Source organism: Streptomyces sp. Tue6028 (assembly GCF_002300165.1).
GTDB classification, from domain to species: Bacteria; Actinomycetota; Actinomycetes; order Streptomycetales; family Streptomycetaceae; genus Streptomyces; species Streptomyces siamensis.
On record NZ_MLCE01000010.1, the window covers coordinates 1 to 21,592 of the forward strand.

Annotated in this window: 16 protein-coding genes and 1 pseudogene; 2 read left to right on the forward strand and 15 right to left on the reverse strand. The window is 71.3% G+C overall.

Features of this window, described 5'->3' with window-relative positions; genetic code table 11:
* The 14 genes and pseudogenes from BKI49_RS08190 to BKI49_RS08255 all read right to left on the reverse strand — a co-directional run.
* Positions 1-717, reverse strand: a pseudogene (locus BKI49_RS08190) (glucose-6-phosphate isomerase); the annotation flags it as partial.
* A 72-nt stretch (positions 718-789) separates the two neighbouring features.
* Entirely contained in the window at positions 790-2,058 is a 1,269-nt protein-coding gene (locus tag BKI49_RS08195; protein ID WP_179332366.1) for an MFS transporter, read from the reverse strand.
* A gap of 405 nt (positions 2,059-2,463) precedes the next feature.
* Complete coding sequence (locus BKI49_RS08200; RefSeq protein ID WP_003976875.1) at positions 2,464-2,799, reverse strand: RNA polymerase-binding protein RbpA; 336 nt, start codon at positions 2,797-2,799, stop codon at positions 2,464-2,466.
* A gap of 236 nt (positions 2,800-3,035) precedes the next feature.
* Complete coding sequence (gene secG / locus BKI49_RS08205; RefSeq protein ID WP_218835031.1) at positions 3,036-3,266, reverse strand: preprotein translocase subunit SecG; 231 nt, start codon at positions 3,264-3,266, stop codon at positions 3,036-3,038.
* A 143-nt stretch (positions 3,267-3,409) separates the two neighbouring features.
* Positions 3,410-4,186, reverse strand: coding sequence for a triose-phosphate isomerase (gene tpiA / locus BKI49_RS08210; protein WP_095933548.1), 777 nt, complete (start codon positions 4,184-4,186; stop codon positions 3,410-3,412).
* Positions 4,187-4,192: 6 nt separating this feature from the next.
* Complete coding sequence (locus tag BKI49_RS08215; protein ID WP_095933549.1) at positions 4,193-5,404, reverse strand: phosphoglycerate kinase; 1,212 nt, start codon at positions 5,402-5,404, stop codon at positions 4,193-4,195.
* Between the two features lie 122 nt (positions 5,405-5,526).
* Complete coding sequence (gene gap / locus BKI49_RS08220; RefSeq protein WP_095933550.1) at positions 5,527-6,537, reverse strand: type I glyceraldehyde-3-phosphate dehydrogenase; 1,011 nt, start codon at positions 6,535-6,537, stop codon at positions 5,527-5,529.
* Between the two features lie 190 nt (positions 6,538-6,727).
* Positions 6,728-9,685 carry a M14 family metallopeptidase gene (locus tag BKI49_RS08225; protein ID WP_095933551.1) on the reverse strand — a complete coding sequence of 986 codons (2,958 nt, stop codon included), beginning with the start codon at positions 9,683-9,685 and terminating at the stop codon, positions 6,728-6,730.
* Positions 9,686-9,968: 283 nt separating this feature from the next.
* Positions 9,969-10,958, reverse strand: a complete 990-nt coding sequence (whiA, locus tag BKI49_RS08230) for a DNA-binding protein WhiA (protein ID WP_010987695.1) — start codon at positions 10,956-10,958, stop codon at positions 9,969-9,971.
* Positions 10,949-12,019: a gluconeogenesis factor YvcK family protein gene (locus tag BKI49_RS08235; RefSeq protein ID WP_095933552.1), complete on the reverse strand. Its 1,071-nt coding sequence runs from the start codon at positions 12,017-12,019 to the stop codon at positions 10,949-10,951. Before BKI49_RS08235 ends, whiA begins: the two co-directional genes overlap by 10 nt.
* Positions 12,016-13,074, reverse strand: coding sequence for an RNase adapter RapZ (gene rapZ / locus BKI49_RS08240; protein WP_095933553.1), 1,059 nt, complete (start codon positions 13,072-13,074; stop codon positions 12,016-12,018). The genes BKI49_RS08235 and rapZ overlap by 4 nt, the downstream gene beginning before the upstream one ends.
* Positions 13,071-15,116, reverse strand: coding sequence for an excinuclease ABC subunit UvrC (gene uvrC, locus BKI49_RS08245; protein ID WP_095933554.1), 2,046 nt, complete (start codon positions 15,114-15,116; stop codon positions 13,071-13,073). Before uvrC ends, rapZ begins: the two co-directional genes overlap by 4 nt.
* Positions 15,117-15,275: 159 nt before the next feature.
* Positions 15,276-15,947, reverse strand: a complete 672-nt coding sequence (locus tag BKI49_RS08250) for a response regulator transcription factor (protein ID WP_095933555.1) — start codon at positions 15,945-15,947, stop codon at positions 15,276-15,278.
* 498 nt (positions 15,948-16,445) lie between these two features.
* Entirely contained in the window at positions 16,446-19,343 is a 2,898-nt protein-coding gene (locus BKI49_RS08255; RefSeq protein ID WP_257004662.1) for a PAS domain S-box protein, read from the reverse strand.
* Positions 19,344-19,792: 449 nt separating this feature from the next.
* Between BKI49_RS08255 and BKI49_RS08260 the strand changes: the two genes are divergently transcribed.
* Positions 19,793-20,149 (forward strand): response regulator, encoded by a 357-nt coding sequence (locus tag BKI49_RS08260; RefSeq protein WP_095933557.1) that lies wholly within the window; start codon positions 19,793-19,795, stop codon positions 20,147-20,149.
* Between the two features lie 108 nt (positions 20,150-20,257).
* Here the strand turns inward: BKI49_RS08260 and BKI49_RS35205 are convergent, their stop codons facing one another.
* Positions 20,258-20,404 carry a hypothetical protein gene (locus BKI49_RS35205; RefSeq protein WP_179332367.1) on the reverse strand — a complete coding sequence of 49 codons (147 nt, stop codon included), beginning with the start codon at positions 20,402-20,404 and terminating at the stop codon, positions 20,258-20,260.
* 236 nt (positions 20,405-20,640) lie between these two features.
* Here BKI49_RS35205 and BKI49_RS08265 point away from each other — a divergent pair, with 236 nt between their 5' ends.
* Positions 20,641-21,588 (forward strand): hypothetical protein, encoded by a 948-nt coding sequence (locus tag BKI49_RS08265; RefSeq protein WP_095933558.1) that lies wholly within the window; start codon positions 20,641-20,643, stop codon positions 21,586-21,588.
* Positions 21,589-21,592 lie beyond the last annotated feature (4 nt).

Sequence of the window (21,592 nt, forward strand, 5' to 3'; positions counted from 1 at the left end):
CGCTTCCTGATCCGCCCTCAGCCCGGTCAGCAGCCACGAACGCGCCGAGGTCGCGTTGGTGATCGTCTCGATGGTGGTGAAGGTCTTGGAGGCGATGATGAACAGCGTCTCGGCCGGGTCGAGGTCGTGGGTGGCCTCGTGCAGGTCGGCGCCGTCGACGTTGGACACGAAACGGACCGTGAGGTCGCGGTCGGTGAAGGAGCGCAGCGCCTCGTAAGCCATCGCGGGGCCCAGGTCGGAGCCGCCGATGCCGATGTTCACCACGTTCTTGATGCGCTTGCCGGTGTGACCGGTCCATTCGCCCGAACGGACCCGGTCGGCGAAGCCGGCCATCTTGTCCAGGACCGCGTGCACGGCCGGCACCACGTTCTCACCGTCGACCTCGACGACCGCGTCCCGCGGGGCGCGCAGCGCGGTGTGCAGCACCGCCCGCCCCTCCGTGACGTTGATCTTCTCGCCCCGGAACATGGCGTCCCGCAGCCCGAACACGTCCGTCGCGGCCGCCAGGTCACGGAGCAGGCGCAGGGTCTCGTCGGTGACGAGATGCTTGGAGTAGTCGATGTGCAGATCCCCGACCTGGAGCGTGTAGCCGGTGCCACGCCCGGGTTCGGCTGCGAACAGGTCCCTCAGACGGGTGTCCGCGAGTTCCTCGCGGTGCTTGGCCAGAGCGCTCCACTCGGGGGTCTGGTTGAGCCTGGTACGGCTTTCTGCGTTCATCTCGGACTTCAGCCTTCTTTCCTGCCTGTGCTGCTGCGTACCTTGCCCCACTGCCGGTCCCAACCTAATTGATCAGGGCTTGACGCGAGCTGTCGTCGCGCCGTCGTCCGGCTCAACAACAGATACGTCCGGCTTGAGCGCGGGTATCAGCGAGGTGACGGCGAGGGCGAAGAGAGCCGCCGCCAGGAGGGCGGGCCCGTTCAGCCCGTACGCCCCGGCGACGGCGCCGCCCAGCAGGGCGCCGAGCGGGGCCCCCGAGGTCGAGGTGGTGCGGAACGCGGCGCTGATGCGGCCCACCATGGATTCCGGACTGCGCTGCTGCATCAGCGTGACCTGGTTGACGTTCCACACCATGTTCATCAGTCCGAGCAGTGCCATGCCCGCGAGGAGGGCGCCGAGGTGCCGGACCGTGCCGACGAGCAGCAGCGACGACGTCTGGACGCATCCGGCCACCAGCAGGCTCCGGGCGCGTCCGACCCGCCCGGCGACACGCTGGGCGAGGAAGCCGCCGCAGAAGCTGCCGACCGCGTACGCCGTCATCGCCGCCGCGTACCCCGCGTCCCCCGTGTGCAGCCAGTGCGTGACGTGCAGGACGAGGGTGGCGATGAGCGCGCCCATGCCGATGTTGCACAGCAGGGTGGCCGTGCACACCGCGCGCAGCACCCGGTCGCGCCACAGGGCGCGCAGGCCGGCGGCCACCTCGGCGCGGAGCGTGCTGCCCGCGGGGCGGGGCTCCCCCCGGGGCGGCCGTATCCGCAGCGAGGCGACGAGCGCGGCGGCGAGGAGGTAGGTGACGGCGTCCGCCGTGAACGGCACGGCGGCCCCGGCGGCGAGCAGCAGCGGCACGAAGGGGCCGGCGAGCAGGCCGCCCGCGAGCTGCTGGCCGGTCATCAGCCGGGCATTGGCGCTGCCGAGAGCCTCGCGGTCCACCAGGGACGGGAGCAGGGCGGTGGACGCGTTGTCGAAGAGCGTCTGGAGCGTGGTCAGGCTGAAGGCCAGCGCGATCAGCAGGACGATCGAGGCGTGTCCGAGCGCCACGGTCAGGGCGAAGCCGGCCACCAGTGCGCCGCGCAAGGCGTCCACGGCTCCCATGGCCCGCCGCTGGTCCACCCGGTCGGCGATCGCGCCCCCGAGCAGCCCGAACAGGAGCCAGGGGAGATAGCCGCAGGCGGTGACGGAGGCGATGACGAGCGGGTCGTCGGTGAGCCGCACGGCGAGCAGGGGCAGGGCGGAGTTGCGCAGCGCGTCCCCGAACCGCGACACCACGGCCGCCGTCCACAGCCTGCCGAATCCGCCGCGCCACGCGGGCGGGCGCACGCCCGCCGCCTCCGCCGTCGTCACAACGCCCCCTCCGGTTCCACCACTTCGAGAACCGTAAGGGCCGCCACTGACAATCGGCCTCGGAGCGGGGACCACCCAGACCGTTCTGACCCGGGCCACCCGGCCACGCAGTCCGGCACGGCCCGAGCCATCCGGCTGCTTACTCTGGCACGGCCAGAGCCAACGGACCACGCACACCGGCACGGCCCGAGCCACTCGACCACGCACACCAGCACGGCCCTGGCCACCAGGCCACGGCCCCCGGTCCGGTTCGCCGTCCGGTCGTGGCCCGGCTGCCCTGCACCGCATCGGTTCCGGGCGCGGGACCACCGAGGCCGTACGGCGGCCGCTTGCGGCGGTGCGTACCGCGGGGGCCGCGGAACAGCTCCGGCCAGGCACCTGTGGGTACCCGGCCGGTGTCAACTTCTAGATCTCGCCCCGCAGTTTGGCGAGTGCCTCGGCGAGGATCGCCTCGCCGTCCGCGTCGCTGCGTCGCTCCCGTACGTACGCGAGGTGCGTCTTGTAGGGCTCGGTGCGCGGCGGGTCCGGCGGGTTGTCCCGGTCCTGTCCTGCGGGGAAGCCGCAGCGCGGGCAGTCCCAGGTCTCGGGAACCTGCGCGTCGCTGGCGAAGCTGGGCTGAGTCTCGTGTCCGTTGGAGCACCAGAAGGAGATGCGCAGCCGGGGTGCGGACTCGCCGCGCTCGGCCTCACCCATCGGCCCCGCCCCGACCCGGCTTCCTCGGATCGCGTTGCCACTTGCCACGGTCGTAACTCCCTGCGTGATGGTGCCGCGAAGCGAGTCGGCGTGACGCTTCGCTGCGAGCGCCTCAGTCTACGTAAGGCCCAACGCGCGTCCAGTGATTGGAGTTACATCCCCACCCCTAGACGCAAGCCCCATGATAGGCCGCGCCTGAGGACGCGTACCGGACATGGGGCCTTACGTGCGGAATGTGCTTGCGTAATGTGCAGTTGTGGTGCCGTACCGATGTCGGTCGGTGATCAGTTGTTGACCTTCATCAGGATTCCGAGCACGACGATGCACGCGAACCAGAGCAGACCGATCAGCAGGGTGATGCGGTCGAGGTTGCGCTCGGCGACCGAGGAGCCACCGACGGACGACTGCATGCCGCCACCGAACATGTCGGAGAGGCCGCCGCCCTTCCCCTTGTGCATCAGCACGAGCAGCATCAGCAGCAGGCTGAAGACGATCAGGGCGATCGAGAACCCCAAAACCACGGCTGGACTCCCTTTCCGAGAAATTCCCTCGGATCTTGATGGACGACGGGGGCCGAAGCCTACTGGGTGAGCGATCCGCTCACTTTTCGAGGCTCCCGGCCCCCGCAAGGGTACGACGTATCGCGGCTACCGCATACTCACTGGTCGCGGAACCGGACGATCTTGACGAACTCGTCGGCGTCCAGGGAGGCGCCACCGACCAGGGCACCGTCGATGTCGGGCTTCGCCATGATCTCGGCGACGTTCCCGGACTTCACGGAGCCGCCGTACTGGATGCGGACCTGGTCGGCCAGCTCCTGGGTGTACAGCTCGGCGAGCTTGCCGCGGATCGCCGCACAGACCTCCTGGGCGTCGTCGGCGCCGCAGACCTTGCCGGTGCCGATCGCCCAGACGGGCTCGTACGCGATCACGACGGACTCGGCCTGCTCGGCCGACAGGTCCTTGAGACCGCCCTCGACCTGCGCGAGCGTGTGCGAGACGTGGTTGCCCTCCTCGCGGACCTCCAGCTCCTCGCCGACGCACAGGATCGGGGTCAGGCCGTGCTTGTAGGCCGCCTTGACCTTGGCGTTCACGATCTCGTCCGTCTCGGCGTGGTACTGGCGGCGCTCGGAGTGCCCGACGGCCACGTAGGTGCACTTCAGCTTGGCCAGCATCGAGCCGGAGATCTCGCCGGTGTAGGCGCCGGAGTCGTGCGCCGAGAGGTCCTGGGCGCCGTACTTGATCTTCAGTTTGTCGCCGTCGACCAGCGTCTGCACGGAGCGCAGGTCGGTGAAGGGCGGCAGGACGGCGACCTCGCAGGCCTCGTAGTCCTTGTCGGCCAGGGCGAAGGCGAGCTTCTGGACGTGCGCGATGGCCTCAAGGTGGTTGAGGTTCATCTTCCAGTTGCCCGCCATGAGCGGCGTGCGCGTGCTCATGCTTGGTCAGTCCTCCAGTGCGGCGAGGCCGGGGAGCGTCTTGCCCTCGAGGTATTCGAGGGAGGCGCCGCCACCGGTCGAGATGTGGCCGAATGCCTTCTCGTCGAAGCCCAGCGTGCGGACGGCCGCGGCGGAGTCGCCACCGCCGACGACCGTGAAGGCCGGGGAGTCGATGAGGGCCTGGGCGACCGCCTTGGTGCCCTCGGCGTAGTCGGGGTGCTCGAAGACGCCCATCGGACCGTTCCAGAAGACGGTGGCCGCGTCGGCGAGCTTCGAGGCGTACAGCTTGCGGGTCTCGGGACCGATGTCCAGACCCTCCTGGTCGGCCGGGATGGCGTCCGCGGCGACGGTGGTGGGGTTGGCCGGGGCCTTCGTCTTGAGGTCGGGGAACTCCGTGGAGACGAGGACGTCCACGGGGAGGACGAGTTCGACGCCGTTCTTCTCGGCGCGCTCCATGTACTCCCTGACGGCCGGGACCTGGTCCTCCTGGAGGAGGGAGATGCCGACCTCGTACCCCTTGGCCTTGAGGAAGGTGTAGGCCATGCCGCCGCCGATGAGCAGGCGGTCGGCCTTGCCGAGCAGCTCGTCGATGACGGCGAGCTTGTCGGAGACCTTGGCGCCGCCGAGCGCGACCACGTAGGGGCGCTCGACGTCGTCGGTGAGCCTCTTCAGGACGCCGACCTCGGTGGCGATGAGGTAGCCGGCGTAGTGCGGGAGGCGGGCCGGGAGGTCGAACACGGAGGCGTGCTTGCGGTGCACGGCGCCGAAGCCGTCACCGACGTAGACGTCGGCGAGGGCGGCGAGGCGGTCCGCGAACTCGCCGCGCTCGGTGTCGTCCTTGGACGTCTCACCGGCGTTGAAGCGGAGGTTCTCGATGACCGCGACCTGGCCGGGCTGGAGGCCGTCGACGGCGTCGTGGGCGGCGGGGCCGACGGTGTCCTGCGCGAAGGCGACGGGGGCACCGAGGAGTTCGCCGAGCCGCTCGGCGGCGGGCAGCAGCGAGAAGGCCGGGTCGGGCGCGCCCTTGGGGCGGCCCAGGTGCGAGGCGACGATCACCTTGGCACCCGCGTCGGCGAGAGCCTTGACGGTGGGCAGGACGGCGCGGATACGGCCGTCGTCGGTGATGCGGCCGTCGGCCAGCGGTACGTTCAGGTCGGCGCGGACGAAGACCCGCTTGCCGTCCACGCCCGCGGCGAGAAGTTCGTCGATCGTCTTCATGAGTGGACTCCTAGGAGGGCTCTATCCGGAGAGCTGGACGATACGTGCACAGAGCAGGGCCCGGACAACGCGCCTTTGCGCTGCCCGAGCCCTGCTCTCACGTCTGGGTACCTGCTCCGGACTTAGAGCTGGCCGCCGACGAAGACCGTGAGGTCGACGAGGCGGTTGGAGTAACCCCACTCGTTGTCGTACCAGCCGAGGATCTTCACCGAGTTGCCCTCCTGAACCATGGTCAGGGAGGAGTCGAAGGTGCAGGAGGCCGGGTCGCCGACGATGTCCGAGGAGACGATCGGGTCCTCGGTGTAGGACAGGTAACCCTTGAGGTCGCCGTCGTCGGAGGCCTTCTTGAACGCGGCGTTGACCTCGTCCTTGGTGACCTCGCGCTGGAGCGTCACGACCAGGTCGGTGGCCGAGCCGGTCGGGACCGGGACGCGCATCGCGATGCCGTCCAGCTTGCCCTTGAGCTGCGGGAGCACCAGGGCGGTGGCCTTGGCGGCACCGGTGGTGGTCGGGATGATGTTCTCGGCGGCGGCGCGGGCACGGCGCAGGTCCGAGTGCGGGAAGTCCAGGATGCGCTGGTCGTTGGTGTACGCGTGCACCGTGGTCATCAGACCCTTGACGATACCGAAGTTCTCGTCGAGGACCTTCGCCATCGGCGCCACACAGTTGGTGGTGCAGGAGGCGTTGGAGATGACGTTGTGCTTCGCCGGGTCGTACTTGTCCTGGTTGACGCCCATCACGATCGTGATGTCCTCGTCCTTGGCCGGAGCCGAGATCAGGACCTTCTTGGCGCCGCCGGCGATGTGCTTCTCGGCGTCGGCCTTCTTGGTGAAGATGCCGGTCGACTCGATGACGATGTCGACGCCCAGCTCGCCCCACGGGATGTCGGCGGGGTTGCGCTCGGACAGCACCTTGATGGTGTGGCCGTCGACGGTGATCGTGTCGGCGGTGTGCGACACCTCGGCCTTCAGACGGCCCAGGATGGTGTCGTACTTGAGCAGGTGAGCGGTGGTCGCGGTGTCACCCAGGTCGTTGACAGCCACGATCTCGATGTCAGCACCCTGCTCCAGCAGCGCGCGGAAGTAGTTACGACCGATGCGGCCAAAGCCGTTGATGCCTACGCGGATCGTCACGAACCGATCTCCTCGTTGGTACGCCGGTTTCGAGACCGGCGAGCTGTATGGGATGTCCCCGACCGCCTACGACCCTACCTCCCTGAGGCGGCTGTGGTGACATCCAGATGCCCCATACACGGCAGGGCGTTCCGTACCCGCCAGTAGGGGTACGGAACGCCCTCCGCGTTGACGACGCTGTCACACAGAGTCAGTCGCGCAGCGCCGTGAGTGCCTTGCCGACGAGGGCCGCACGGTCGGCCGCCGCGGTGACGTGCTCAAGGCCGAAGCCGAGCAGCACGGTGTCCTTCGTGGTGACCGCTCCATATGTCTTGAAGAGCTCCCCGTAACGCGCCCAGTCCTTCAGGACGGCCGGGCTGCCCGGGGGCGGACCGGCGACCTTCCAGGGGCCGAAGGATGTCTCGAAGCCTTCGGTCTCGGTGGCCGTGCCGCCGACGACGACGGAGGCGTCGTCCGCGAGGACGCCGTGCCCGCCGCTGCCCGGGTCGGTGATGTAGGCGAGGGAGACCTCGACCGACTTGCCGGCGTACGCGCTCAGGTCGAAGGAGACCTGCTGCCAACCGCTGGAGGCGCCCGTGAAGCTGTTCCACACACCGCTGGTGCCGGTGTTGGTGCAGCCGGTGGAGTTCACGGTCAGGTACCGCTTGAGCCAGGGGTGTTCCCTGACGAGGAACCCTGCCTCGCACTCCGTGGGCACCGCGGTGCTGGTGGCGCCGCCCGCCTCCGGGAGTGTCGTCCAGTCGTCGGCCCCGGTCGTGTGGGCTTCGAGCACCGCGTGGTCGTAACCGGGCTCGGTGTCCCACAGCAGTTGGGTGCGCAGCGTCGGCCTGTCTGCGGCGCTGACCCCGGTGAGGTCGATGGTGCGGGTGAGTCGCTTGTAGCCGTCGTCGGTGTGCACCGCGGCGGCCATGGAGGAGCCCGCGTAGGGCCCGTACGGGTTGACGGTGCCGGCGAACTGGCCCGCTCCGGCGCTGGATCCGAACTGCGGATACTGCGTGGCCGACAGCGAGTCCGAGGTGACGGCGTACGTGCCGGCCGCGTTCAGCGGGTTGCCGGGCGCGTCGCCGAGCGTCCCCGTGGCACCGGCGAGCTTCCCGGCACCGTTGAAGCCCTTGGCGCCCGGCGTGGACGTACGCGAGTAGGCGCCCAGGTAGTACTGGCTGAAGTCGTTCGAGAGGGTGCCGCCGCCGAGGTCGACGCTGCCGCCGGCCAGCTCGCCGGCCTCGATCAGCTTGCCGCCCGCGTTGAGGAACGCCCGCAGCTGCAGCTGGGTCGCGTTGCCCGGCCGTACGCCGCCCGTGTAGTGGACGACGGTCTTGACGTGGGCGAGCACGCCGAGCGCGTCGGGCGCGCCCTGTGTCGCGACGTCCCAGACCAGCGGCTTCTTGCCGTTGGCCTTGAGCGCGTCGACGTACGTCTGGGCCTGCGAGGCGGTCGCGCCCTCCTCGGCGACGACGAGCGTGTCGACGCGGGGCAACTCGGCCACGGTGTAGGTGAAGTGCGTGCTGGAGGTGGGCTTGCCGCTCTTCGTCTCACCGGTGAACCAGACCTCGACCTTGTCGCCGGGGCCGCCGTCCTGGACCTTGGCCCGGTACTCGTCGAAGTAGAGGTTGTCGTCACCGCCGTAGGTCTCGCCGCCGCGCCAGGGCCGCAGCGTCATGTCGTGCGTGCGTCCGCCGTTGACCCGGTACTTGAGCTCCTTGTCGCGCACGGACTTGCGGACGACGACGGAGACCTCCTGGTCGGCGCCGCGGGAGTACGAGGTGGTGAACGCGGCCGGCGTGAAGTCGGGCGCGGCGATGCCGACCGAGGAGGACGGCTGGTCGGGGTGGCTCGCGGTCTCGGCGACGGAGAGCGCGAACGGGACGTTCTTCTGGAACTCCTGCTGGATCAGCTTCTCGTCGTCCGGGAAGGTGAAGACCGAGGCGCAGTCCGCCGCGTTCCAGGCGTCGTTCGGATCGAGGTTCGACGCGGTCTGGCAGGTCGACATCTCGGGGGTGAACATCGCGATGCCGTTGACGTTGCCCGCGTGGCCGTCCGCCTCACCGTTGGTGGTGTAGAGCTCGGAGGAGACCTGCGGGTGGTATCCGGGGATCGCCGAGTTCTCGGGCGTCCCGGCGAGCGACTTGTAGAGCACGTCGTCGGGCGTCGGCGTCGCGACCTGCCAGCCGACTCCGTACAGGAGCAGTTCGGCGGCCGAGTGGTAGTTGATGCCGTACGTGAAGCCGATGCGCTTCTCGAAGGCGTCGAGGGCCTTGGTCTCGGGCTCGGAGGCGGGGCTCGTGCCGCGGTAGGTCTCGCTGGTGGGGTTCGGGGACGAACCCTCGTCGTCGTAGCCCCACTTGTAGGCGAAGTTGCGGTTGAGGTCGACGCCGTCGCCGGTGGAGATGACTCCGTCGCCGTTCACGTCGCGGAGGTTCTTGCGCCACTGGCGCGTGTCCTCGCCCTGGAACGTGTAGTCGTAGCCGTCGGGGTTGGCGGACAGCACGAACCACAGCTCGGTGGAGTCGACGATCTTCTTGACGCGCTTGTCCGTCTTGTAGTTGTCCAGGTAGTAGTGCATCAGACGCCGCGTCATCTCCGGCGTGATCCACTCGCGCGCGTGCTGGTTGGACATGTACAGCACCGACGGTTTGGCGCCGTCCGCAGTCTTCTTGGCGCCCTTGGTGAGCTTGAGCGCCAGGATGTCCTGACCCTTGAGGGTCTTGCCGATGGAGACGACCTTGGTGAGGCCGGGGTTCTCCTGCGCCGTCCGGACGATCTCCTCCTGGAGATTGCCCTTGCCGCTGTACGGGCGGAACACGCCCTGGGCCGCGCCCTCGACGCGGTCCTCGGCCTTGGCCGAGAGGGTGTGCTCGGTGAGTTCGACGCCCTGCTGCTCCAGCTTTCCGGCCTGCTGGTCGGTGGCGTAGACCTCGACCGTCGTCTTCCCGTTCTTCCAGGTCTGGTCGCCGAGTTCGTGGCCGTCCTGTCCGGCCGCGAGCAGCAGGGGTATCTGCTGCTTGGTGACCTCGGCACGGAACACCTTCACGGCGTTCGCGTCGGGCTTGGGTGAAGTGCCGTTCTGCGCCTGGGCGATGGGTGTCGTTCCCGCACCGCCCAACAGGAGCGCGCCGGTGGCGAGGATCGCTCTCGCTCTTCGTCTCATGAGCCCCCCTTGCACTGGTCCGCCACAGCAGCGAACAGATGCCAGGCTCATGACACTTCATGATCGAGTCAAGAGTGCCTCAAGCACGAACAAACGCCGGTGCCGGCACCCAAGTGGGCCACGGCACCGACGTATTGACGATCCGACACGGGGCGGGACCTCCGGGCTCCGGGCTCCGGGCTCCGGGCTCCGGGCTCCGGGCTCCGGGCTCCGGGCTCCGGGCTCCGGGCTCCGGGCTCCGGGCTCCGGGCTCCGGGCTCCGGGGATCGTGGGCCGCCCGGGGTCAGCCGGCGAGGTTGTCCGCCATCTCCTCGGTGAGGTTCGACTCCGTACCGGGGATGCCGAGGTCCTGGGCCCGCTTGTCGGCCATCGCCAGCAGGCGGCGGATACGGCCCGCGACGGCGTCCTTGGTCAGCGGCGGGTCGGCGAGCGCCCCCAGCTCCTCCAGGGAGGCCTGCTTGTGTTCCATGCGCAGCCGGCCGGCGGCGGCGAGGTGCTCGGGCACCTCGTCGGCGAGGATCTCCAGGGCACGCTGCACGCGGGCCCCGGCGGCGACGGCGGCACGGGCCGAGCGACGCAGGTTGGCGTCGTCGAAGTTGGCGAGGCGGTTCGCGGTGGCGCGGACCTCGCGGCGCATCCGCCGCTCCTCCCAGGCCAGCACCGACTCGTGGGCACCCAGCCGGGTGAGCAGCGCGCCGATCGCGTCACCGTCCCGGACGACCACTCGGTCCACGCCGCGCACCTCGCGGGCCTTCGCCGCGATCGAGAGCCGGCGGGCGGCGCCGACCAGGGCGAGCGCGGCCTCCGGACCGGGGCAGGTCACCTCCAGCGAGGAGGACCGGCCCGGCTCGGTGAGCGAGCCGTGTGCGAGGAACGCTCCGCGCCAGGCCGCCTCCGCGTCACAGGTGGCCCCCGAGACCACCTGTGGGGGCAGTCCGCGGATCGGGCGGCCGCGACCGTCCACCAGACCCGTCTGGCGGGCCAGCTGGTCGCCGCCCGCGACGACGCGCACGACGTAGCGGGAGCCGCGGCGCAGTCCGCCGGGCGCCATCACGATCAGCTCGGAGCTGTGGCCGAAGATCTCCAGGATGTCCCGCTTCAGGCGGCGTGCCGCCATCGCGGTGTCCAGCTCCGCCTCGATCACGATGCGGCCGCTCACCAGGTGGAGGCCGCCGGCGAACCGCAGAATGGCGGAGACCTCCGCCTTTCTGCAGCAGGTCCGCGTGACGGGAAGCCGGGAGATCTCGTCCTTCACCGCTGCCGTCATCGCCATGGGCCGATCCTTCCATGCATCCGAAAAATACGGTCGTACGCGGCTGCCAACAGCTCCGGGTCGTGCCGCGGAGATCCGTCGGTCCGGGCCACCGGCGCCAGCTCGACCGCGGCGCCGAACCCCTTGGCGGCGTCGGCGAGTGAGTCGCGGTCGGGCACGGCGGCCTCGTCGGCCAGCACCACGTCCAGGGCGAGTTTAGGGGCGTGTCGCCCCAAAACCTCCAAATGACGCTGCGGGGAGAAGCCTTCGGTTTCTCCGGGCTGCGGGGCGAGGTTCAGGGAGAGTACCCGGCGGGCCTTGGTCTGCGTGAGCGCGTCCAGCAGCTCCGGGACCAGCAGATGCGGGATCACGGAGGAGAACCAGGAGCCCGGGCCGAGGACCACCCAGTCCGCGTCCAGGACCGCCGCCACCGCCTCGGGGACGGCCGGCGGGTCGTGCGGCACGACGTGCACGGACTGCACCTCGCCGGGCGTGAGCGCCACCGTGGCCTGGCCCCGTACCGTGTCGACGTCGTCGGGCCGGTCCGGGTCGTGGCCCTTGACCAGGGCCTGCAGTTCCAGGGGGACGGCGGACATGGGCAGCACCCTGCCCTGCGCGCCGAGGAGTCTGCCGACCAGGTCCAGTGCCTGGACGTGGTCGCCGAGCTGCTCCCAGAGGGCGACGATCAGCAGATTGCCGACGGCGTGTTCGTGCAGGTCGCCCTTGGACTGGAAGCGGTGCTGGATGACCCGCGCCCAGGTCTGGCCCCAGTCGTCGTCGCCGCACAGCGCGGCCAGGGCCTTGCGCAGGTCGCCGGGCGGCAGGACGCCCAGCTCGTCGCGCAGGCGCCCGCTGGAGCCTCCGTCGTCGGCCACGGTGACGACGGCGGTGAGGTCGCCGGTGATCCGGCGCAGCGCGGCGAGCGAGGCGGACAGGCCCATGCCGCCGCCGAGGGCGACGACCTTGGGCTGGGTGCCCCGACGGCGCGGGCGCCCGCCGCGCGCCTCGGCGGGCGCACCACCCCGTCCCTCCGGGGTGGTCCGCCGCAGCCTGCTCAGCCGCAGTGCGGCACGTCCTGTCATTCGCGTCCCATGTCACGGTGCACGACGACGGTCTCCACACCCTGGGAGGCGAGTCGCGCGGCGAGCTTCTCGGAGGTGGCGACCGAGCGGTGCTTGCCGCCGGTGCAGCCGACCGCGATGGTCACATACCGCTTGCCCTCGCGGCGATACCCGGCGGCGATGAGCTGGAGCAGCTCGGCGTAGCGGTCGAGGAACTCCTTGGCGCCGGGCTGGTTGAAGACGTAGGCCGCGACCTCTTCGTTCAGGCCGGTGAAGGGGCGCAGCTCCGGGACCCAGTGCGGGTTGGGCAGGAAGCGCATGTCCACCACCAGGTCGGCGTCGACCGGCAGGCCGTACTTGAAGCCGAAGGACATGACGGTGGCCCGCAGCTCGGGCTCCTCCTCGCCCGCGAACTGGGCGTCCATCTTGGCGCGCAGCTCGTGCACGTTCAGGCTGGAGGTGTCGATCACCAGGTCGGCGTCGCCGCGCAGCTCGCGCAGCAGCTCGCGCTCGGCGTCGATGCCGTCGACGATGCGGCCGTCGCCCTGGAGGGGGTGCGGGCGGCGTACCGACTCGAAGCGGCGCACCAGGGCCTCGTCGGAGGACTCCAGGAACACGATCCGCCGGGTGACGTGCTTCGACTCCAGGTCGGCGAGGGACTCGCGGAGGTTGTCGAAGAAGCGGCGGCCGCGTACGTCGACGACGACCGCGATCCGCGCCACATTGCCCTGGGACCGGGCGCCGAGCTCCACCATGGTGGGGATCAGGGCGGGTGGCAGGTTGTCGACGACGAACCAGCCGAGGTCCTCCAGACACTTCGCCGCCGTCGAGCGGCCGGCTCCGGACATGCCGGAGATGATCACCAGCTCGGGGATGGCCGCCTCGGGGACCCCGGCCGTCTCGATGCCCGTACCCACTTGTGCTCCGTCTTCCTGGGGTGCTTCGCCCGCCAGGTGATCCTCGCCTGCTTTCCTGTGTGCCTCGTCCGCGGGCGCCGCGTGCGGCGCTTCGTGTGCGGCACGGGCCTCTGGGCCCTGCGGCTGCTGTTGTTCTTCGCGCGCGTCGTGCTCGGTCATGTCTCCTGCCCCCGTCGCTCGTCAGAGGCGCCCGCGGTCACGGGCTCCTCCGGGGAGCCCGCCGTCGATTCGGGCGCCCCGTCTTCCTCGTCTCCCATGATCTCTCCAGTCGCCGTGTTCACGGCGGGCGCGGCCGGGGCCGCCTGGGCGAGTGCCACGGCGATGGTCTCCGCCGTCTTGCGGCCTATGCCGGGAACCTCGCAGATCTGGTCGATTGTCGCGGATCGCAGCTTTTTGACCGAACCGAAGTGCTTGATCAGCGCCTGCTTGCGCGTCTCGCCCAGGCCCGGCACGTCGTCCAGGGGGCTGGACCGGAAGCGCTTGGCCCGCTTGGTGCGCTGGTAGGTGATCGCGAAGCGATGGGCCTCGTCACGGACCCGCTGGAGCAGATAGAGGCCCTCGCTGGTGCGCGGCAGGACGACCGGGTCGCCCTCCTCGGGCAGCCAGACCTCCTCCAGACGCTTGGCCAGTCCGCACACCGCGATGTCGTCGATGCCCAGCTCGTCGAGGGCCTTCTTCGCCGCCGCGACCTGCGGCTGTCCGCCGTCGACCACGACGAGCTGGGGCGGGTAGGCGAACCGCTTGGGACGGCCGTCCTCCTCGGTGAGCGCGCCCTCGCCGTCGGCCCACTCCCCCGTCTTCTCCTTCTCCGCGAGGTAGCGCCGGAAGCGGCGGGTGATCACCTCGTGCATCGAGCGGACGTCGTCCTGGCCCTCGAAGCCCTTGATCTGGAAGCGGCGGTACTCGCTCTTGCGCTGGAGCCCGTCCTCGAAGACGACCATCGAGGCCACCACGTCGTCGCCCTGGAGGTGGGAGATGTCGTAGCACTCGATCCGCAGCGGGGCGCTGTCCAGGTCGAGGGCCTCGGCGATCTCCTCCAGGGCACGCGAGCGGGTGGTCAGGTCGGACGCGCGCTTGGTCTTGTGCAGGGCGAGCGACTGGAGCGCATTGCGCTGGACGGTCTCCATCAGCGCCTTCTTGTCGCCGCGCTGCGGGATGCGCAGCGACACGTTCGAGCCGCGGCGCTCGGTGAGCCATTCCTGGACCGGCTCCACGGGGGCGGGCAGCGCCGGGACGAGCACCTCCTTGGGGACGGAGTCGCCCTTCTCCTCGCCGTAGAGCTGCTGGAGCGCGTGCTCGACCAGGTCACCGGTGGTGACGGCCTCCACCTTGTCCGTGACCCAGCCGCGCTGGCCGCGCACACGCCCGCCGCGTACGTGGAAGATCTGCACGGCGGCCTCGAGCTCGTCCTCGGCGACGGCGATCAGGTCGGCGTCGGTCGCGTCGGCGAGCACGACCGCGTTCTTCTCCATGGCCTTCTTCAGGGCCTCGATGTCGTCGCGGAGGCGGGCCGCCCGCTCGTACTCCATCTCCTCGGCCGCGTCCGTCATCTGCTTCTCCAGACGGCGGATGTACGTCCCCGTACGGCCTGCCATGAAGTCGCAGAACTCCTCGGCCAGTTCGCGGTGCTCCTCGGCGGGGACACGGCCCACGCACGGGGCGGAGCACTTGCCGATGTAGCCGAGGAGGCAGGGGCGGCCGGTGCGGGCCGCGTTCTTGAAGACGCCCGCGGAGCAGGTGCGGACGGGGAAGACGCGCAGCAGGAGGTCGACGGTGTCGCGGATCGCCCACGCGTGGCCGTACGGGCCGAAGTAGCGCACGCCCTTCTTCTTCTGGCCGCGCATCACCTGTACGCGGGGGAACTCCTCGTTCATCGTGACCGCGAGGTACGGATAGCTCTTGTCGTCGCGGTACTTGACGTTGAACCGGGGGTCGTACTCCTTGATCCAGCTGTACTCCAGCTGAAGTGCCTCGACCTCCGTGGACACCACCGTCCACTCCACCGACGCGGCCGTCGTGACCATGGTGCGGGTGCGGGGGTGGAGATTGGCCAAATCCTGGAAGTAGTTCGCCAGGCGCTGGCGCAGGCTCTTCGCCTTTCCGACGTAGATCACCCGGCGGTGCTCGTCGCGGAATTTGTACACCCCGGGCGAGTCCGGGATCTGTCCCGGCTTGGGGCGGTAGCTGGAGGGGTCGGCCATGTCACACACCCTACTGGCGGGGACCGACAGCGCGGCGGGCTCCCGGCCCTGCCTGTGGACAGAACTCCCGGGGCGGCTCGGACGCTCCTGCGGGGCCGTGTCGCCGGCCCGCGACCACAAGGTGGCAACGACCCGGCACCGCGGGTCGGCGCCGCCCCGTCAGCGCGACTCCAGGAACGTCAGCACCGCGAGGACCCGGCGGTGGTCGTCGGTGTCCTCCTGAAGCCGCAGCTTGCCCAGGATGCTGCGGACGTGCTTCTCGACCGTGCCCTCGGTGACCCACAGCCGACGGCCGATCCCGGCGTTCGAGCGGCCCTCGGCCATCAGCGCCAGGACTTCGCGTTCCCGGGTGCTGAGCAACGACAGCGGATCGTCGCGCCGCCGCGCCGAGAAGAGCTCCTGGACCAGCGAGGGGTCGACGACGGAGCCGCCCTTGTGGATCCGGTCTAGCGATTCGGTGAACTCCTCCACGACGGTGATCCGGCTCTTGAGGAGATAGCCGACCTTGTGCCCGCCGGCCAGCAACTCCAGGGCGTCCTCGACCTCGGCGTAGGCCGACAGGACCAGGATGCCGGTGGCCGGGTGGCGCTCACGGATCGTGCGGGCGGCCTTGAGGCCCTCGGTCGAGTGGTCGGGAGGCATCCTTATGTCGACGATCGCCAGGTCGGGCCGCCGGTCGTCCACCAGCTCGAGGAGCCGCGCGGCGTCACCCGCCTGACCGGCCACCTCGTAACCGGCCCGCTCGCACAGGCTCGCCAGGCCCTCCCTGAGCAGGACGTCGTCGTCGGCGAGCACGATCCGTCCCCGCGCGGGCTGCTGCGCTGCGTCCATGGTCACGGCCCCCTTGCCCGTCCCAGGCCGGACCGCGGGTCCGACGGGCTGGTGCGGTGCGTTCCCGACAGCGTCCCGGACCCACGGTGTTACGGCTAGCGGGAAGGGGCTTTGGGGGCTGCCCATGACGACACCGGGGACTTCCGCGGCGATGCTCGTAGCAGTGCCGACGCAAGGGCCGGCCGCTCCGGGCGAGGGGCGGCCAGGCACGGCCGAAGGGCTGCGGGAGATACGCGGCGGACACGGACCGAGGGATGACGGTGGTCGGTCCGTGTCCGCCGGTACGCGCGCGTGAATGCCCCTGTCGTGCGGCGGTGGGTGAGTGTCGTGGGCCGGTACGCCCGTGTCGTGGGCCGGTACGCCCGCGGTACCCGGCGGCGCGTCCGCGTCCGACGCCGCCGCGTCAGCGGCCCCTTGTCGGTATGTCCGCGCTCCCACGCCCGTACTCCTCCCTGCCGCAGGTCGGCAGGTGCGCGTGGGATGGGGCTGGCCGCCCGGCTATCCGGGGCTCTTCCCCGGCTCCGCGGCGGGGGTGCTCCGTGCGGTGTCCGTGGTCGCCGGGAGCTCCGGGTGCCGCGGGCTCTCGGGCCGCGGGTCCCGCAGCGGCAGTCGGACGGTCACGGTGGTGCCGCTCCCCCGCGGACTGCCGACCGCGAGCCTGCCGCCGATCGCCTCGACACGGTCGATCAGCCCGATCAGCCCCGAGCCGCCGCCCGGTTCGGCCCCGCCTGTGCCGTCGTCACGGATGGACACCGTCAGGACGTCGTCGTACGCGTGGGCCTCCACCTGTACGACCGTGGCGTGCGCGTGCTTGACGGCATTGGTGAGGCACTCGGAGGTCACGTAGTAGACGGCGACCTCGGTCCGTTCCGGGAGTCGGGCGGTGGGCAGCCGCAGGTCCAGTTCCACCGGGACGGCGGAACGGCGGGCCAGGGCTCGCAGCGCGGGACCCAGGCCGCCCTGCGAGAGGATCGCCGGGTGGATGCCCCGCGAGATCCGCAGAAGGTCCTCGAAGGCGTCGTCCAGGCCCTTGCCGAGGTACGCCAACTGTTCGGCGAGCGGGGCGGGCCGGCCGTCCGTCAGGGACTCGGCCATCCGCAGCCCCAGCCGCAGCGTGACCAGTCGCTGCTGCACGCCGTCGTGCAGGTCGCGCTCGATCCGCCGCCGGGAGGCGTCCGCGGCGGCCATCACGCGCGCGCGTGACGCCGTGAGTTGGTCCCTGCTGTCGGCGTTGGCGATCGCGGTGGCGACGAGCTCGGTGAAGTCCGCAAGCCGGTGCTCGGTGCCTGGGGGCAGGGGTTCCGGGCCCGTCGGGGCCGCGACGACGGCACCCCACAGACGGTCGTCGACGACGATCGGCGCACCGACCGAGCGTCCCGCGCGGGCCGCCCGGCGGGTCGAGGCCACGACGCGCGCCGCTTCCTCGCCCGCGCCGCCCGCACCGCCTGCTCCGTCCGCACCACCTGCTCCGCCCGCACCGCCCGCACCGCCCGCACCGTCGGCCGGGAGTGGGCCGGGCGCGGGGCCCGTCCCGGATGCCGGGCCGAACGCGGGGACCACCCCGGCTGCCGGCCCCGGCGCGGGCACCGCCCCCGGTGCCGAGCCGAGTACCGTGGCGCCGCCGTCGGCCCCGTACCTCAGGACGGCGACGGCCCCGGTGCCCAGGACGAGTCCCACCTCGCGCGCGACCGCGGAGAACACCTCGCGCGGCGGATCACCACGGGCGACCAGGGTGGCGACGCGGCGCAGCGCGGCCTGCTCGCGGTCGGCGCGGCGGGTCCGGGTGACGTCGCGGGCGGCGGCGTAGACGAGTCCCTCGCCGGTCACCGGGCGGGCGCTCCACTGCAGCCAGACCTCGGTGCCGTCGTCGCGCACGCAGCGGTTCTCGAACTCGGCGAGCGCGACGCCCTCGGCCAGCCGGTCGAGGGCGGCACGCGTGCGTGCCCGGTCCTCAGGGTGGGCGAGGTCCGTCCAGGACGTGCCGGAGAGCGTCGCGGCGCCGTGGCCCAGAGTCCGCTCGAAGGCCGGGTTGACGCGCTTGAAGCGGCCGTCGGTCCCCCAGATGCACAGCAGGTCGAGGGAGAGGTTGAAGACGCTCGCCAGTTCGCGTTCGGCCCTGCGGCGTCTGCCGTGCCCGGCGGCGAAGGCCGCCATGGTGGCGTTCATGTCGTCCAGCAGCCGGGCCCAGATCCCCTGGAAGGCCGCGACGTCCGCGCGGTGGCCGAGGCGGTTGTCGTCGATCGCGGTGCTCATGGCGCGGATCTCCGCGGTGAGCCGCGTGCTGGTGAGGTGGAGTTCGCGCAGGCTGTCGGCGACGACACCGATCTCGTCGTGCCCCCGGTGGTGGACCTCGTACGAGAGGTCTCCGTCGGCCAGGGCCCGGGCGCCCCGGGACACCTCGGTCAGCGGCCGCACGACGGAACGGCGCAGGGCCAGGGTAAGGACGAGGACGGCGCAGAGCACCCCTGCGAAGAGGGCGAGTTGGCGCTCATTCCTCTCCCGGGCGTCGGCCAGGTCGTTGGCGGTGTCGTCGGCGAGCTCGGCCGCCGCGGCGTGGGCGACCCCGCGCAGGGCGGTGAGCCGGTCGGCCGAGGCCTCCGGCCAGCGGTCCGAGGAAGGGAGTTGTGTGCCGGAGTCGGCGGCGTCCACGAGAGCCTCCCGGAAGGCGCGCACGGTGCGCCCCGCGGGCTGTTCGAGCGCCGCCGAGAGACGCTCGCGCAGCGGCCCCGAGGCCGCCCGGCGGAAGGCGTCGAGCCGAGCCGCCTCCAGGGCGGGCCAGCCGTCGACAAGCCCGGTGTACGGGCCCGGGCCCTGCGCGGCGAGCAGGACGGCGAGTCGGGCGCGTTCGCGTTCGGCGGCCTCGACGGCGCCCAGGAGAGCCGTCCAGGCGTCGGCGGATCGACGCGAGGCCCACGCGGGCCGGCCGGAGACGAGGCGGCCGACGGTGTCGAGCAGACGCGTCGTCACGGCCGCGTACCGCTGCTCGGCGCGCAGCGACGCACCGGCCCCGTCGCCCGGCTCCAGCCGGGTGGTTCGTAGTCGACCGCGCACGGAGTCGAGGACGCGGAGCATGTCGGGCCGGCCCCCGCGCCGCGCCACGCCGTCCCGTGCTGTGGCGCCCCGAGCGGCGACCAGGGCTCGGTCGGTGGCGTTCCTGGCGGCTGTCCGTTCGGCGGACAGACCGGCCCGGTCCGGGACCGTCCGGACGAGGACCTCCGCGAGACGCTCCCGGGCGACCGCCTCGTAGAGCCCTGCCGTCGCGAAGGACACCTGCGTCGCGACCCGGTACTGCTCCAGAGTGCGTGTCTCGTGCCATCGGGCCAGGGCCGGGACGACCGCGCAGGCGAGCAGCGCGGCGACCGGCAGCAGGACGAGCAGCGTCAGCCTGGTGCCCACCCTCACTCGTGCGAGCAGCGGCGGCCCGACCGTGGACTCGCGCGTCCGGTGCCGGGTGCGGGCCGTGTCGCGCAGCCCCTGCCGGGTGCGGGCTCTCTCGCACGCCCGGTACCGGGCGCGGGCCTCGCGTGTCCGGTACCGGGGGCCCGCTCTCATGGCCCACCGGCCGGGAGGGCGGCGATGGGCACCTCATCTGCCGGCAGTGCCGTGCCGCCGGCGCGTCGCCGCGCGACGGCGGGCGCGATCCCGTGGTTGTCGCTTCGGAGTGACGTCATCGAGCACCCCCATCCGGCCGACGGGACAGGGCCACTCCAGGGCACGGACATGCTACCGCGCGTGACGCACCGGATGCTTTGCGTGAACACGAATCGGCTTTTCCGGCACAGGACTTCAGCACTTTCCGGGTAGCCGGAACGCGCGCGGGCCCGGCCTGTTGGGAAGCTGTCCGCATGTCCATGCGCTGTCTCCTCGTCGACGACAGCGCCCACTTCCTGGAGGCCGCGTGCGCCCTGCTGGAACGTGGCGGGATGCAGGTCGTCGGCACCGCCTCCACGGGCGCGGACGCCGTCGCGCGCGCCGGTGAGCTGGTTCCGGACGTCGCGCTGGTCGACATCGACCTCGACGGGGAGAACGGCTTCGAGGTCGCGGGCAGGCTCGCGGTCACCGTGCCGTCCGTCATCCTCATCTCGACGCACGCCCTGGAGGACTTCCAGGAACTCGTCGTGGCCAGCGCGGCCCGCGGCTTCCTCCACAAGTCGGCACTTTCGGCGCGGGCGGTGAGGGAGTTGCTGGGGCGCGAGGACTAGGAGGCTTCCCCCTAGGGCCGACGGGGACGACACGCGTGCGACCGCTGTCTCGGCGTGGTCGACGGAGGGCCGCCGCGCCTGCGGCGGGAGCGGCCAAGGCCCCGGAGATCAGCGGCGTCTTCGGCGCACGGCCCGCACAGCGCTGAGGACGAGGGCGACGAACGCGCCGACGCCCGCGATGACGGACGCGACGACGACCGCCGGGTCGGTGTGTTCCGTGCGCGCGGCAAGCACGCACAGCACGCTGTGGCGCATCGCGATGCTCCCGGGTGGGGGGTGAGGAGTGGAGGAGCGCTCCGGACGCCGCGGTGGAGCATGTTGAGCATCAGGTGTTGTCGCGGCTTGGTCAACACGCTTCAATGCGGGGGAACTCGGGGCGTGAACGGCTGCACTTGCGTGTGAACGGGCTCCCATGCGCCGACCTGGCGACCCTTGCGCCCCACACGAACGGCCTGACCAGCCGTTGTGAACATTCACAGAAAGGCCCCTGCATGCGGTACGGCACACAGCAGGCGGACACCGCCGCGGCGGAACTGGAGACGGCCCTGCGGGGCGGCCCTTTCCACGTCGCGCTCCGCGCCGCCATCACCGCCCGCGGCCTCCCCCTCCAGCGCGTGCAGCACCACTTGTCCCGGTACGGGGTCAAGGTGGGGGTGACGAGCCTCAGTTACTGGCAGCAGGGCGCCCGGCGCCCGCAGCGCCCCGAGTCCCTGCGGGCCGTACGCGCCCTGGAGGAGATCCTGCGGCTTCCGGACGAGTCGCTGATCCGGCTGCTCGCCGAGGCCGACGAACGATCCGGCCCGGAACGCCCCGCGGGCCGCACCTACCGTTCCCTGGTGGCGGCCTCCAGCGTCCAGGAGCAGCTGCTGGCCGAGCTCGAGTCACCGCTCGACGGCGGACTGCACACCATCGGCCACCACGAACGCGTGCACATCGGCGCGTACCGCGAACTGCTCGGCCGCGAATCGCACCACATAGTGCGGGCCCACAGGGACGGCGTGGACCGCTATGTCGCGATCCACCACGGCGATCCGGGCTGCGTGCCCGAGCGAATGACGGTGCGGGCCCTGGAGAACTGCCGTACGGGGCGGGTGCGCCGGCACCACGACACCGGGTTGCTCGTGGCCGAGCTGCTCTTCGACACACGCCTGCGCGCCGGCGACACGTTCCTCTTCCGCTACGGCTTCGACGACGGCACGGCCGGCGCGTCCACCGAGTACGTGCGCGGGTTCGGCTTCGCGGGCGGGCAGTACGCGCTCCAGGTGCGGTTCGCCGAGGACGCCCTGCCCGTGCGCTGCCACCGCTTCACGCAGCACTCGGCGGCCGCTCCGCGCAGCGGCCGCCAGGAGCTGACGATGAGCGGTCACCACCGTTCCGTGCATCTGGTCGAGCCGCGTGTGCGGTCGGGGATCGTGGGGATCGGCTGGGACTGGGAGTGACGCG

Bases quoted from the DNA above. Each gene is read 5' to 3' on its own strand.
- tpiA (WP_095933548.1), bottom strand. From the start codon at position 4,186: ATGAGCACGCGCACGCCGCTCATGGCGGGCAACTGGAAGATGAACCTC.
- BKI49_RS08215 (WP_095933549.1), bottom strand. From the start codon at position 5,404: ATGAAGACGATCGACGAACTTCTCGCCGCGGGCGTGGACGGCAAGCGG.
- BKI49_RS08225 (WP_095933551.1), bottom strand. From the start codon at position 9,685: ATGAGACGAAGAGCGAGAGCGATCCTCGCCACCGGCGCGCTCCTGTTG.
- whiA (WP_010987695.1), bottom strand. From the start codon at position 10,958: ATGGCGATGACGGCAGCGGTGAAGGACGAGATCTCCCGGCTTCCCGTC.
- BKI49_RS08235 (WP_095933552.1), bottom strand. From the start codon at position 12,019: ATGACAGGACGTGCCGCACTGCGGCTGAGCAGGCTGCGGCGGACCACC.
- rapZ (WP_095933553.1), bottom strand. From the start codon at position 13,074: ATGACCGAGCACGACGCGCGCGAAGAACAACAGCAGCCGCAGGGCCCA.
- uvrC (WP_095933554.1), bottom strand. From the start codon at position 15,116: ATGGCCGACCCCTCCAGCTACCGCCCCAAGCCGGGACAGATCCCGGAC.
- BKI49_RS08250 (WP_095933555.1), bottom strand. From the start codon at position 15,947: ATGGACGCAGCGCAGCAGCCCGCGCGGGGACGGATCGTGCTCGCCGAC.
- BKI49_RS08260 (WP_095933557.1), top strand. From the start codon at position 19,793: ATGTCCATGCGCTGTCTCCTCGTCGACGACAGCGCCCACTTCCTGGAG.
- BKI49_RS35205 (WP_179332367.1), bottom strand. From the start codon at position 20,404: ATGCGCCACAGCGTGCTGTGCGTGCTTGCCGCGCGCACGGAACACACC.
- BKI49_RS08265 (WP_095933558.1), top strand. From the start codon at position 20,641: ATGCGGTACGGCACACAGCAGGCGGACACCGCCGCGGCGGAACTGGAG.